General features: G+C 40.7%; 17 protein-coding genes. All 17 read left to right on the top strand.

Translation table 11 applies throughout. From position 1 onward, the window contains the following. Positions 1-5: 5 nt before the first annotated feature. The 17 genes from KVY11_RS06150 (at position 6) to KVY11_RS06230 (ending at position 12,415) form a co-directional block, all read left to right on the top strand. Positions 6-989 (top strand): DNA polymerase III subunit delta', encoded by a 984-nt coding sequence (locus tag KVY11_RS06150; RefSeq protein WP_058869740.1) that lies wholly within the window; start codon positions 6-8, stop codon positions 987-989. A gap of 14 nt (positions 990-1,003) precedes the next feature. Continuing rightward, positions 1,004-1,345: a PilZ domain-containing protein gene (locus KVY11_RS06155; protein ID WP_058869739.1), complete on the top strand. Its 342-nt coding sequence runs from the start codon at positions 1,004-1,006 to the stop codon at positions 1,343-1,345. Positions 1,346-1,371: 26 nt separating this feature from the next. Next, a complete protein-coding gene (locus tag KVY11_RS06160) occupies positions 1,372-2,145 on the top strand; it encodes a TatD family hydrolase (protein WP_168159252.1) in 774 nt (257 codons plus the stop codon). Positions 2,146-2,190: 45 nt separating this feature from the next. Then, positions 2,191-2,805 carry a TetR/AcrR family transcriptional regulator gene (locus tag KVY11_RS06165; protein ID WP_004696845.1) on the top strand — a complete coding sequence of 205 codons (615 nt, stop codon included), beginning with the start codon at positions 2,191-2,193 and terminating at the stop codon, positions 2,803-2,805. Between the two features lie 12 nt (positions 2,806-2,817). Beyond that, the gene (locus KVY11_RS06170; RefSeq protein WP_218288437.1) at positions 2,818-3,387 is read left to right on the top strand and encodes a type II secretion system protein; all 570 of its coding nucleotides are present in this window, start codon (positions 2,818-2,820) and stop codon (positions 3,385-3,387) included. Between the two features lie 34 nt (positions 3,388-3,421). After that, entirely contained in the window at positions 3,422-3,823 is a 402-nt protein-coding gene (gene gspI / locus KVY11_RS06175) for a type II secretion system minor pseudopilin GspI (protein ID WP_218288510.1), read from the top strand. Then, complete coding sequence (gspJ, locus tag KVY11_RS06180) at positions 3,820-4,440, top strand: type II secretion system minor pseudopilin GspJ (protein ID WP_218288438.1); 621 nt, start codon at positions 3,820-3,822, stop codon at positions 4,438-4,440. Before gspI ends, gspJ begins: the two co-directional genes overlap by 4 nt. A 78-nt stretch (positions 4,441-4,518) precedes the next feature. Further along, a complete protein-coding gene (gene gspK, locus KVY11_RS06185) occupies positions 4,519-5,469 on the top strand; it encodes a type II secretion system minor pseudopilin GspK (protein ID WP_218288439.1) in 951 nt (316 codons plus the stop codon). A gap of 122 nt (positions 5,470-5,591) precedes the next feature. Beyond that, entirely contained in the window at positions 5,592-6,188 is a 597-nt protein-coding gene (locus KVY11_RS06190; RefSeq protein WP_004984830.1) for a 6-carboxytetrahydropterin synthase, read from the top strand. 41 nt (positions 6,189-6,229) lie between these two features. Beyond that, a complete protein-coding gene (gene ung / locus KVY11_RS06195; protein WP_004696856.1) occupies positions 6,230-6,943 on the top strand; it encodes a uracil-DNA glycosylase in 714 nt (237 codons plus the stop codon). Next, on the top strand, positions 6,940-8,061 hold the full coding sequence (locus KVY11_RS06200; protein WP_058951874.1) for an enoyl-CoA hydratase/isomerase family protein: 1,122 nt from the start codon (positions 6,940-6,942) through the stop codon (positions 8,059-8,061). Before ung ends, KVY11_RS06200 begins: the two co-directional genes overlap by 4 nt. A gap of 5 nt (positions 8,062-8,066) precedes the next feature. After that, positions 8,067-8,567: a tRNA adenosine(34) deaminase TadA gene (gene tadA / locus KVY11_RS06205; RefSeq protein WP_005401161.1), complete on the top strand. Its 501-nt coding sequence runs from the start codon at positions 8,067-8,069 to the stop codon at positions 8,565-8,567. A 75-nt stretch (positions 8,568-8,642) separates the two neighbouring features. Next, positions 8,643-9,074, top strand: coding sequence for an SRPBCC family protein (locus KVY11_RS06210; protein ID WP_004696860.1), 432 nt, complete (start codon positions 8,643-8,645; stop codon positions 9,072-9,074). A 17-nt stretch (positions 9,075-9,091) separates the two neighbouring features. Continuing rightward, a complete protein-coding gene (cmk, locus tag KVY11_RS06215; RefSeq protein ID WP_218288440.1) occupies positions 9,092-9,775 on the top strand; it encodes a (d)CMP kinase in 684 nt (227 codons plus the stop codon). A 113-nt stretch (positions 9,776-9,888) separates the two neighbouring features. Beyond that, a complete protein-coding gene (gene rpsA, locus KVY11_RS06220; protein ID WP_004696863.1) occupies positions 9,889-11,565 on the top strand; it encodes a 30S ribosomal protein S1 in 1,677 nt (558 codons plus the stop codon). A gap of 161 nt (positions 11,566-11,726) precedes the next feature. Further along, positions 11,727-12,032 (top strand): integration host factor subunit beta, encoded by a 306-nt coding sequence (locus KVY11_RS06225; RefSeq protein ID WP_004696865.1) that lies wholly within the window; start codon positions 11,727-11,729, stop codon positions 12,030-12,032. Positions 12,033-12,049: 17 nt separating this feature from the next. Next, entirely contained in the window at positions 12,050-12,415 is a 366-nt protein-coding gene (locus tag KVY11_RS06230) for a lipopolysaccharide assembly protein LapA domain-containing protein (RefSeq protein WP_004696867.1), read from the top strand. Positions 12,416-12,531: the final 116 nt, after the last annotated feature.

Below are 12,531 nucleotides of genomic sequence, written 5' to 3' on the forward strand. Positions count from 1 at the left end.
TATACATGAAGCAAACGCTGCCTGAGCAAATTTATCCGTGGCATCAAAATGTTTGGGAAACTTTAACCACACGCTTTCCTAACATTGGTCATGGCTTATTGTTTTATGGTAAAAAAGGTTGTGGTAAAGAGACTTTTGCTGAGCAGTTTCTTGCTTGGGTCTTATGTGCTAAGCGGCAGCCAAATCATTTGGCCTGTGGGGAGTGTGGAAGTTGTCAGTGGTTAAAGGCGGATACACACCCCAATTATGTGCACATCACTACCGATGAAGACAATAAGAAACAAAATGCTAAGATCAAAATTGAGAAAATTCGTGATCTGCTGCCTTTTGTACAGCAAACGGTAGATGGTTGGCGCGTCATCATTATTGAACCAGCCGAAGCTTTAAATACAGCTTCAGCCAATGCTTTATTGAAAACGCTTGAAGAACCAGGTGATCGTGTTGTTATCATTTTATTGGCAGATCATTATTTAAAACTGCCTGCAACCATTCGCAGTCGTTTGCAACATTTTGCTTTGGATCGCATAAATGAACAGCAAGCAGAGCAATTTTTAAATCAGCATTTGTCCCATAGCGATTTGGCACAGCAACATTTGTTGATGAATTTGTCCAATCATATGCCGTTGCAGGCAATTACATTGTCCGAGAGTGAATGGATTCCTCAACGTGCTGAATTTTTAAAAGATTGGCAAAAGTTGGTGATGGATAAAAATATGCCGATGGTAATTGCTACCAAGTGGAATAAAGCGCTGACATTTAGTGATTTTAGTCAAATGTTTGAGTACTTGTTGTCAGATTTGATTTGTGTCAAGCTAAATCAGCAATTAAAAAACACTGACTTGGATTTCAGTGTGCTGGCAGAACGGTATTCACTTGAAACTTTGTTTTCAATTTATGCTGATTTGCAACAGTCAAAACAATATATTGAACAAAACGTACAAACTAATTTAGTGCTCGACCAATTGTGTATTCGGTTGATGGATGTTTAAAACAGGGGAATTTTATGCAACCACGTATGGGCGGAATCATTCAAGCCAATATTCCAGATAAAGCAACGTTATATGCAAGCTACATGCCTTTTGTAGTTGGTGGTGGTTTATTTATTCCATCCAAACAACCTGTAAAGATGGGAGAGGAGGTCTTTGTTTTGGCAACATTGCCAGAGCAAGCACAGAAAATTCCTCTAACAGGCAAAGTGATTTGGATTTCGCAAAAGCAAAATGGAATCAAACTCCAAGGATTTGGTATTCAACTTTCTGGGGAGAAAGGGGTTTATTACAAATCAGAAGCGGAAAAGTTGCTAGCAGGTCTTAAGTCTGAAGGGCGAACTAGTTACACTATGTAATTAAGTATATCAAGTAGGAAACGCCTGTGTTTGTAGATACGCACTGCCATTTAACCATGCTAGATTTAACGCCTTATGATGGGGATTTGGATTTAGCATTAGCGCAAGCACGTGCAGCGGGCGTTCACCGCTTTATGAGTATCTCAGTTGATCTTGATGATTATATTGAGCTAGCAAAAATTGCGGCAAGGCATGACGATGTGGGCTATAGCGTCGGGGTGCATCCTTGTGAAGATCCTGAAACCATGGCCCGCGCGACCACAGACTATTTAATTGAGTTGGCACAGCCTGAAAAAGTTTGGGCAATTGGTGAGACTGGGCTCGATTATTTTCATAGTACAGATTTCATCGCTGAGCAAAAAGACTGTTTTGCACGACATATTCATGCTTCACAAGCTGTAAAAAAACCAGTTGTTGTGCATACCCGTTCTGCCAAGCACGATACTGTCGATATTATTCGCGCCGAAAAATCGACCCATGGAATTTTGCATTGCTTTACAGAAGACTGGGAAACGGCCAAAGCTGTTTTAGACTGCGGTTATTATGTGTCATTTTCAGGGATTGTATCTTTTAAAAATGCGCAAGACCTGCGTGATGTGGCGAAGCAAGTTCCTTTAGATCGCTTATTAATTGAGACAGATAGTCCTTATTTGGCACCGATGCCGTATAGAGGAAAGTCTAATGAGCCAAAGTACGTTCCTTATGTAGCCAAAGCCTTGGCAGATGTATATGATAAGTCCTTGGAAGAGATGGCTTTCATCACAACACAGAACTTTGAAAACCTTCTCAACATGAAGTAAATAAATTGAAACGATAAAAGCGTATAAGAGAGTACTAGGGTGAAAATGGATCGTCAGGCTCAGTTTCGAGCAAGAGAAGCGTTAATTTTCCAAGTGGCTGAACAGTTGCTTTTAGAAAATGGCGAAGCAGGGATGACCCTTGATGCATTGGCTGCAGAATTAGATCTAGCAAAAGGTACGCTTTATAAACATTTTCAAAGTAAAGATGAACTCTATATGTTGCTCATTATTCGTAATGAGCAAATGTTGCTTGAAATGATTAAAGATACAGATAAACAGTTCCCTGAACATCTTGCTTTTTTTATGTTACATCATTTGCATCACCCTGAGCGCACGGTGTTGTTTCATCAAATAGAAGAGCGATTATCGACCACGGGTGTTGGGATCTATCATTTATTTACTGAACTTTATCAAATTCGAAAGCAACGTCTACGTTTAATTATTCGTATGACCGAGCGGTATTTGGAGTCGATAGAGAGTCAAATGACAGTTCGTGATTATTTGGCATCTATTTGGTCTTTGACGCATGGTGCCGCAGCGATTTTGAACTCTAGTTTTTATCAACGATATTTGGGTTCGCGTGATACTTTGCGTGTGGCCTACATTGACCAAGCTCTGGCGATGCCTAAACAAACGGGCGCAGCAGGATACCTTGCTTAGCGGATAGGATGTATGAAACAGAAACCACCTTCAAGGATTCAAGGATTTACACTGGTTGAATTGATGGTGGTTATTGTTATTATGGCCATTATGGCATCATTGGTGATGTTGAATATCAATGGTGTCGACCAACGTAAAGCAGCGCAAGCCCGTGATTTTTTTATCATGGATGTACAGAAAATTGCACGTGAGGCAAATGACCAAGCACGTGTTTTGGCACTAGAGGTTCAGCCTGCGACCGATGTGGCTGATTTTTCTTATGCTGTTGTTGAATATAAAAATCCTCAATTTACCATACCCACAGAACAACAAAATAATGCAATGCTGAATCAACAAAAATGGAAAAAATATAATGAGTTCCCACAGCAAGTGTTAGCTAAAAATGTTTCTTTTGCTGTGCAATCCTTAGACTATGATGTTTCCCAAGCCCGAAACGAGGATTTAATCCAAGAGAATGCGCCTAAACTGATTTGGTTGGGGAATGGCGAAGCAAAACCTGTTCGTATTCAATTTTATTATGCCAATGAGCCCGTGGGTGCCGAAATTGAAATTGATCATTTGGGTAAAATAAATGCGAGCTAAAGATTTAAAGAATAGTCTGCCGTCTTGTGCTCGAATGAAATGCTATTTCATTAATCCTCGCTCAGGATTTACGTTGCTGGAAGTGATGGTGGCATTGGCTATTTTTGCCACGGCAGCGGTCGCTTTAACTAAAGTAGGTATGCAATATACTCAATCTACTGCACATGCCATCTTGCGTACCAAGGCACAATTTGTTGCCTTGAATGAAATTTCTATGATGGAAATCAATCGTGATTGGCTACAAGGCACGGCCTCTAAACAAATCACCCAGCAAGGTGAAACTTGGCAAATTGATAAATCAGCGCAAGCAACGATTAGTGCTAATGTGCAACGCGTCAATGTACAGGTGAGCTTGGTGAATACTGAAACTGGAAAAGTAGATTCAGGTGTTACGAGTTTAGTTTTTTTTAACCATCGTGATGGAAGCCAACCATGACAAAACGCTCAGGCTTTACTTTGGTTGAGTTATTGGTGGCAATAGCGATTTTTGCTGTGCTTTCAGCTTTGGGTTGGAAGGTTTTTGATTATCTGATCAAGATTAAAGAGCGTAATACCCAACATGAACAGCGCTTAGGTCAGCTACAAGAAGCATATCAACAAGTGTTACGTGACACGGTGCAAATTGTACCAGTTACTGCGAATGTTGCGGGGCAGGTTCAACCCGCAGTCATGTTGCAAAATGGTCAGTTGACCTTTAGTAAAACTGGCGTGACTGATCCTTTAATGCAAGGCATACCGCCTGAAGAGCGAGTTGAATATATTTACAAAGCAGATGAAAAAAAACTGTACCGTTATAAATATAAAAATTTAAATCAAACAGGTAATGATCAACCTGAAACCAGTGTTCTACTTGATTCAGTTGATCAATTTCAAATTATGTTACTCAATCCCAATGAAATGGCACAATGGCCTGAGGTGGCATTGAGTGAAAATGATGTAACTCAGGCAAAAATACTACCGCGCGGTTTAAAAATAAACCTCACTGTCAATGAAGTGAGTTATGAATGGGTGTTTAGTTTATTAAATACAGACTTTTTAAAACAAAAAAATTAAGTTGCAGGATATGAAACTCACGGACTCTATGCAAAACCATTTTTCCTTAAATGTATTCGTTGTAAATAGGTGGGTGTTTTGAAGCGCTCTCAGCATGGCATTGCATTGATCACCATTTTGGTGATGGTGGCTTTAGCAACTATCCTTGCTGCTACGATTGCGAAACATCAGCGCAATACCGCAGAGAGTACGGCTTATTTAATGCGACAAAACCAAGCTCTGTTATACGCAAAAAGTGCTGAAGCTTTTTTTTCTGAGCTGTTGGTGGATGATGCTCAAAATGCAGCAGAAGTCGATCATCTACAAGAAACCTGGGCGAAGCCCATGCCTGCTTTTCCAGTGGAAGATGGTTTTGTTTCTGGGCGTTTAGAAGATGAATCGGGTAAATTTAATTTAAATGCTTTAGTTAAGTCGGATAAAAAGCCGAATGAGGCTGCAAAACTTTGGTTTGAAAAGCTGTTGGTACGTGTGGGGTTGCCTGCGCAACTTTCAGAAGCAGTGATTGATTGGCAAGATGAAGATGATGAAGTCAGTGGGCCGATGGGTGCTGAATCTGCTTATTATCAAAGTTTAGCTCAGGGTTACTTGGCGCCAAATCGTGCTTTTTATAATGTTGAACAGTTGAAGTTGGTACGGGGTTTTGAGGGGCGCAACTATCAACTGATTGCACCTTATGTGAGTGCTTTGCCGAGCAATGAGTTAAAGGTGAATATCAACACTGCACCTGCGCTGGTGTTGGCCAGCATTGATCCCAAGTTGGATGTATCTGCTATTCAAAATTTACAAAAGCAAAGACAGGCCAATTTGGAACATTTTTCCAATATGAATGAACTGTGGGAAGTTGATCCATTTAAGCAAGTGGACGAGGCTCAGCGGGCTGCTGTTAATGATTTTCTCGGAGTTCAATCGAACTATTTTAAAGCCAGAATTGAAGTGTTGCTGAGTGAGCGTAAGCGTCAGTTTAGTAGTGATTTGGTGCGAAAAGATCAAGCGGTATATGTGGCTTATCGGAGCATGTCACCGTTTTAAAGGGTAAATATAAGACTGATATGATTTACCAATTGGATTGAACAATAAAATAAATGAGCATAGGTTAACTTTTGCTTTATAATTAAAGTCAATTCTCAGAAAGTTTGATTGCATTACGGCATATGTTAATTCGTAAGTTATTTAAGTTTGAAAATGCCCATATTGTACGCAACTGTACATCGGATCGTTGTAAACGCTCCATTCATGGTCATAGTTATAAAGTTGAATTACTCCTCAAAGCATCGAAATTAGATCATGGTCAAATGGTTTATGACTTTGGCTTGCTGAAAGGGGTGATTAAAGACCTTTATGACTCTTTTGATCATGCGATTTGTTTTTGGCAAAACGATGATCCAGAATATATCCTAGCATGTAAAACCTTTAGTGCACGTTGGGTGTCGTTACCTGTTTCGCCATCGGCTGAACAATTTTCACGTATTTTCTTTTATCTTGCACAGCAAGTACTTGCGTCGACCGTGACTCAAAACGGTGAAGGCGATGTGGAAGTGTACTCGGTGATTGTGCATGAGACCGATACGGGCTATGCGCAGAGTTTTATTGAAGATATTGAAAATACACAGATGGGGCTTTTAGATTTAAGCCAGATTGAGTTTTCAGAACAAATCCAAGCGGAATGGGCGGACACTGAAATGTATACCAAATTAAAAGAAGGTATCCAATTTCACAATCCGAATGTAGAATTACAAGTCAAACTGTGAAATTTGTCACGGAATATACAGTAAGGGAATAAGGCGCAAGTATGTCTTTAACAGAACAACAGCAAACCAAGCTTGATAAAATTCAGCTGGATGCCAGTTGGAAGCATGGATTAAGTGACTTTTTGCTTAGTACTAAGATGGATGCGTTAAAGCAGTTTCTTGTTACAGAAATAAAAGCGAATAAAGTGATTTATCCGCCAAATGCGCTGATTTTTAATGCATTTAATACGACGCCTTTGGCGAATGTAAAAGTGGTAATACTCGGACAAGACCCATATCATGGGCCGAATCAGGCACATGGGCTCAGTTTTTCTGTGCAAAAGGGGCTTGCTTTACCACCATCTTTACGTAATATTTTTCATGAGTTAAATAAAGATTTAGGAATTGATATTCCTAAACATGGGGATTTAACTCGTTGGGCGCAGCAAGGTGTTTTGCTGTTGAACAGTGTATTAACCGTTGAAGCTGGTCAACCCACATCACATCAAAAACAAGGTTGGGAAGATTTTACCGATCATGTGATTGATGTTTTAAATGAACAGCGCGAGCATATTGTTTTTATTCTTTGGGGAGCATATGCGCAGCGGAAAGGACAACGGATTGATCAAGAAAAGCATTTGGTGTTAAAGGCGGCACATCCGTCACCTTTAGCAGCAAACCGTGGTGGATTCTTCGGTTGTAAAGTTTTTTCAAAATCCAATAATTATCTTAAACAACATGGCATTGAGCCTATAGATTGGCAGCTGGACGCATGACATATTCTCCCGTTTCTAAAAACTACCATCCAGATTTGATTGTAGAAGAAGCAAAAAATGGTTGGCGCATTGTTCGTCTGAATAGACCAAAATCACTTCACGCTTTAGATGAAACGATTGTTTCAGCTTTATTTGAAGTGTTTCAAGATTTTCATAGCGATGACGCAGTAAAAGCCATTTGGTTGGATTCAACCACACCAAAAGCATTCTGTGCGGGTGGTGATGTACGTAAACTTCGTCAACTGGTGATTAACGATGAAGTTGAAACAGCCAATCAGTTCTTTGAGCAAGAATATGCTTTAGATTTATTACTACACAACTATGCTAAGCCTGTCTTGGTCTGGGGTGAAGGTTATGTCATGGGCGGTGGTTTAGGTCTGTTTATGGCCGCGCCATTTCGTTTGGTGACACCGCATTCACGTTTAGCGATGCCTGAAATTAATATTGGTTTGTACCCAGATGTGGGTGCAACGCGTTTCTTGGCGGATCGTGGAGCAATTGGTTTGTTCACGGGCTTAACGGGTTCAATCATGACGGCTGCGGGCGCATATGGTATTGGTTGGGCAACACACATCTGTGATGCGCAGCGTAATACGGTGCTTGAGAAAGTTATTAATATCGACTGGAGTCATTATCCAGCAGGTGATTTTAGAGCCATTGATGACACATTAAACAGTATGCATCGTCCGGTAGGTCCAGGCCCATTACAGAACTCTTTGGATGTCATTCATAGTGTATGTCGTGGTGTGAACTTCGAGCATGATTATGATGCTATTGTTGGTTTAAGTGATGCGCGTAGCGATTGGCTTCGTCAAGCCAGTGAGAACTTACAAAAAGGCTCACCAACAACGGCTGCATTAACATGGTTGCTATGGCAGTGGGGCAAGCAGGTTCATTCTTGGAATGAAGTGTTTGAGCTTGAAACGCAAATTTCGGACTGGAAAATTCGTCATGCAGACTTTGTTGAGGGTGTGCGTGCGCGTTTAGTGGATAAAGACTTGTCACCAGCATGGAAACAAGGGGCTAGTAATAGCTTAAAGGGTATTTTCGCTGGTAATCCACCAACAACGAGCATTGAAAGCTGGAATGAACTCCTTAAACATTACGATGTAATCTAATCTTTATGACTGATGTTTTAAAAATAGATAGTGAATGGATGCAGCTTGCTTTAGAGCAGGCTGCTATTGCAGCGTCAAAAGGTGAAGTCCCGGTCGGGGCAGTCATTGTGAGTCAAAATAAAATTATTGGTTCGGGCTTTAATGCGCCTATTACGCTAAATGACCCTACCGCGCATGCTGAGGTTCAAGCACTTCGCGATGCTTGCCAAAATACACAAAATTATCGTTTACCTGATGATGCGGTCATGTATGTGACGCTTGAGCCTTGTACCATGTGTGTAGGTGCTTTGGTGCATGCACGCGTTTCAAAAGTAGTATTTGGTGCGACAGAGCCGAAAGCGGGCTCTCTTATAAGTGCACGTAAATTATTTGAAACGGGCTATTATAATCATCAGTTCTTGGTTGAGTCGGGTTGTTTACATGAGCAATGCTCACAGCAGCTCAGTCACTTTTTTAAAATGCGCCGCGAACAAAAGCGACTATCCCGTCTACAAGAAAAGGGATGAATGAATTCGTAAAATAATAATTTCATGTAAAATGAAATGACAATAATTATTGTCAAATAAGGCGTTGGAACCACCATGAATAATATTCAGATTAAAAAAGAATTTAATGCACCCGTAGAGCAGGTATTTGATTTACTTTCTAAACACTCAACCTATAACGTCGCTTTTGCACCAGTTCAAGTGGTGCGAGTGAAAGATTCAGCAGATCCAGAACGTCCGGATGGACTTGGTTCTGTACGTCGTATGGGTTTTGGTCCAATTAAACCGTTGCAAGAGCAAATTACATTAATGAATGTGAATGAGCGTATTGAATACAAGATTATTAAAAATCCACTCATCAAACATCATTTGGGTATTATTGAGTTTGAGCCGATTGACTCGAATAAAACGTTAGTGACCTATACGATTGAATTACAGGCACGTGCACCTTTTGTAAGTAAATTAATCCTTGCACAGCTTAAATCTGCGATTAAACTAGGTTTTTCAAAACTCGCTAAATCTGTATAACAAACTTTGGGTAAGCAATGACAGTTCAAATAATCACAATTGATGGTCCAAGTGGTTCGGGTAAGGGCACACTGGCTGCAAAAATAGCAGCCCATTATCAATTTCATTTACTTGATTCGGGAGCGTTATATCGCTTGTTGGGCCTGTCATTGCATCAACAAGATTTGTTGGATGCTTTGTCAAGCGAACTGAGTCAGTGTGTCGAAATTGCTAAACATTTAGACATACAATTTTTAAGTTCCGCACAAGGCACACAAGTCTTGCTTAATGGTGAGGATGTTAGTCAAACCATTCGAACTGAGCGGGTTGGTGAGTTTGCATCAAAAGTTGCAACAATTCCTGAGCTTAGAACTGCGCTGGTCGATCGCCAGCATGCTTTTGCACAAGCGCCAGGCTTGGTTGCAGATGGCCGAGACATGGCCACATCCATCTTTCCAGAGGCTCAAGCCAAGATTTATTTAACCGCTTCAGCCCAATCTCGTGCTGAACGCAGAGTAAAGCAGTTGCAGGGTATGGGGCTGGATGCTAAAATAAACGATATTTTAGCTAATATTGAGGCGCGTGATAAACGTGACATGGAGCGTGAAGTTGCTCCACTCAAACCAGCAGCTGATGCCTACATCATTGATAGTTCTGAATTGAACATTGATGAGGTATTTCAGCTTATGACGGCTTATGTCGATAAGCAATTAGCAAACTAACGAATTTTTATATTCAGCAGAAGCATAGCTTGATCAGTTCAAAATGGACTATGTAGACGCTTAACTAAACCGGCCTTGTCTGATCCAAGACCGCTGACTTTATCAGGTATATCATGACCGAATCTTTTGCAGCCCTCTTTGAAGAAAGCGAATTAAACCTCAACGTTGAAAAGGGTGCTGTCATCCAAGGCGTTGTAGTAAACATCGATTCTGATTGGGTAACAGTTGACACTGGCCTTAAATCAGAAGGTATTGTTGACCGCGCTGAATTCTTAAATGAACAACGCGAACTTGAAGTTCAAGTTGGCGACACTGTTGATGTTGTTGTTGAAGCGCTTGACAACGGCATGGGTCAAACAGTTTTATCACGTGAAAAAGCGAAACGTGCTGAAACTTGGACTAAACTTGAAAAAATCTTTGAAGACGGCGAAATCGTTACTGGTGTTATCTCTGGTAAAGTTAAAGGCGGTTTCACTGTTGACATCGGTCCAGTTCGTGCGTTCCTTCCAGGTTCTTTAGTTGATACTCGTCCTATTCGTGATACTACTCACTTAGAAGGCAAAGAGTTAGAATTTAAAGTAATCAAACTTGATGCTAAACGTAACAACGTTGTTGTATCTCGTCGTGCTGTTATGGAAGCTGAATCTTCAGCTGACCGTGAAGCTCTTCTTGCTCAGCTTGAAGAAGGTCAAACAGTTACTGGTACTATCAAAAATCTTACTGACTACGGCGCATTCGTTGACCTTGGCGGTATTGATGGTCTTCTTCACATCACTGACATGGCTTGGAAGCGTATCAAGCACCCATCAGAAGTTGTTGAAGTTGGTCAAGAAGTTACTGTTAAAGTACTTAAGTTTGACAAAGAACGTAACCGCGTATCTTTAGGTCTTAAGCAATTAGGCGAAGATCCATGGTTAGCGATCATGAACCGTTATCCTAAAGGTTCAATCGTTAAAGCTCGCGTAACTAACTTAACTGACTACGGCTGTTTCGCAGAAATCGCTGAAGGCGTTGAAGGTTTAGTACACGTTTCTGAAATGGACCACACGAACAAAAACATCCACCCATCTAAAGTTGTTCAGATTGGTGATGAAGTTGATGTTATGGTTCTTGAAGTTGACGAAGAGCGTCGTCGTATTTCTCTTGGTATCAAACAAACTCGTGCTAACCCATGGGAAGAGTTTGCTAAGAACCACGACAAAGGTGAAAAAGTTTCAGGTACTATCAAGTCAATCACTGACTTCGGTATCTTCATCGGTTTACCAGGCGGTATCGATGGTCTAGTTCACTTGTCTGACATTTCTTGGAACGAACAAGGCGAAGAAGCTATCCGTCGTTACAAGAAGGGTGACACAGTTGAAGCGGTTATCTTGTCTGTAGACGCTGAAGGCAACCGTATCAGCCTTGGCATTAAGCAAATGAACAGCGATCCGTTCAACGATTTCTTAGCTGCTAACGAACGCGGTGCACTTGTAAAAGGTACTGTAACTGCTGTTGACGCTCGTGGCGCAACACTTAAGTTAGCTGACGAAGTTGAAGCGACTCTTAAAGCATCTGAAATCAACCGCGACCGCGTTGAAGATGCAACTAAGTTCCTTGAAGTTGGTCAAGAAGTTGAAGCGAAAATCATCAACGTAGATCGTAAATCTCGCTCTATCAACTTGTCTATCAAAGCGAAAGACGAAGCTGAAGAGAAAGAAGCAGTTGCTAACTTGAAGACAGCAACTACTGGTCAAGACAATGGTCCTAAGACTATTGGTGATTTGATCAAAGCTCAAATGGGCAACTAAGTAGATGTTTGAATTGTATTGTTAATGTAAGTTAACTAATACTTTTTACACAAATACAATAAACGGTAGCGTAGTATTCACTTATTACGCTACCGTTTTGTATTTAAACAGGTTATTATCAATCTATCTACAAGGTAGCTTGATAATTAAAGAGGTCGCAGATGACTACTGAAGCACTTAATAAGTCTGACTTAATAGAGCGTATTTCTCTTAAAAACCCGCACTTAGCAGAGCCATTAGTGGAAGAAGCTGTTAAGATTATGATTGATCAAATGATTGCATCTTTGTCTTCTGATAATCGTATTGAAATTCGTGGTTTTGGTAGTTTTGCACTCCATCATCGTGAGCCTCGTGTTGGGCGTAATCCTAAAACGGGTAAGTCGGTAGAAGTGGCTGCTAAAGCTGTTCCACATTTCAAACCAGGTAAAGCATTACGCGATGCAGTAAACGAGACTGCAGGCGAATAAAATTTATTGGGGTGCTTATGCGTTACGTATTATTCGCATTATTAATTGTACTGTTTGGCTACTGCCTAGCTTTGGTACTACAAAACGGAACTGAGTTAACCGTTGATCTGTTGTTTATACAGGTTCCAGCAATGCGTTTAGGTCTATTGTTATTATTGACAATGGCTTTAGGGATTGTGTTGGGTTTGTTAATTGGTGTTCAGGTATTTCGTGTATTCCAGAAAGGTTGGGAAATTAAGCGACTACGTAAAGACATTGATCACCTTCGTAAAGAGCAGATTCAATCCGCTCAGTTGGCTGCTGCAGAAGCTGCAGCACATACAAGACATGAAAAAACGGTGTTAGATATCAATCCTAATGATCGTCCATCTACACCGCTTTAAGCCACAATACTTGTTAAGATTTTTATCTTACCAAGTATTGAAGCAAGTTTGATTTAAACGCCTTTGGATATATAACCAAAGGCGTTTTTTATTGTGCTTTAAAATATTGATAACTA

Source organism: Acinetobacter sp. CWB-G5 (assembly GCF_019209785.1).
GTDB classification, from domain to species: domain Bacteria; phylum Pseudomonadota; class Gammaproteobacteria; order Pseudomonadales; family Moraxellaceae; genus Acinetobacter; species Acinetobacter johnsonii.

Bases quoted from the DNA above. Each gene is read 5' to 3' on its own strand.
- rpsA (WP_004696863.1), top strand. From the start codon at position 9,889: ATGACCGAATCTTTTGCAGCCCTCTTTGAAGAAAGCGAATTAAACCTC.
- gspI (WP_218288510.1), top strand. From the start codon at position 3,422: ATGAAATGCTATTTCATTAATCCTCGCTCAGGATTTACGTTGCTGGAA.
- KVY11_RS06165 (WP_004696845.1), top strand. From the start codon at position 2,191: ATGGATCGTCAGGCTCAGTTTCGAGCAAGAGAAGCGTTAATTTTCCAA.
- cmk (WP_218288440.1), top strand. From the start codon at position 9,092: ATGACAGTTCAAATAATCACAATTGATGGTCCAAGTGGTTCGGGTAAG.
- KVY11_RS06150 (WP_058869740.1), top strand. From the start codon at position 6: ATGAAGCAAACGCTGCCTGAGCAAATTTATCCGTGGCATCAAAATGTT.
- KVY11_RS06170 (WP_218288437.1), top strand. From the start codon at position 2,818: ATGAAACAGAAACCACCTTCAAGGATTCAAGGATTTACACTGGTTGAA.
- tadA (WP_005401161.1), top strand. From the start codon at position 8,067: ATGACTGATGTTTTAAAAATAGATAGTGAATGGATGCAGCTTGCTTTA.
- ung (WP_004696856.1), top strand. From the start codon at position 6,230: ATGTCTTTAACAGAACAACAGCAAACCAAGCTTGATAAAATTCAGCTG.
- KVY11_RS06230 (WP_004696867.1), top strand. From the start codon at position 12,050: ATGCGTTACGTATTATTCGCATTATTAATTGTACTGTTTGGCTACTGC.
- KVY11_RS06225 (WP_004696865.1), top strand. From the start codon at position 11,727: ATGACTACTGAAGCACTTAATAAGTCTGACTTAATAGAGCGTATTTCT.
- KVY11_RS06190 (WP_004984830.1), top strand. From the start codon at position 5,592: ATGTTAATTCGTAAGTTATTTAAGTTTGAAAATGCCCATATTGTACGC.
- KVY11_RS06210 (WP_004696860.1), top strand. From the start codon at position 8,643: ATGAATAATATTCAGATTAAAAAAGAATTTAATGCACCCGTAGAGCAG.
- gspJ (WP_218288438.1), top strand. From the start codon at position 3,820: ATGACAAAACGCTCAGGCTTTACTTTGGTTGAGTTATTGGTGGCAATA.
- KVY11_RS06155 (WP_058869739.1), top strand. From the start codon at position 1,004: ATGCAACCACGTATGGGCGGAATCATTCAAGCCAATATTCCAGATAAA.
- KVY11_RS06200 (WP_058951874.1), top strand. From the start codon at position 6,940: ATGACATATTCTCCCGTTTCTAAAAACTACCATCCAGATTTGATTGTA.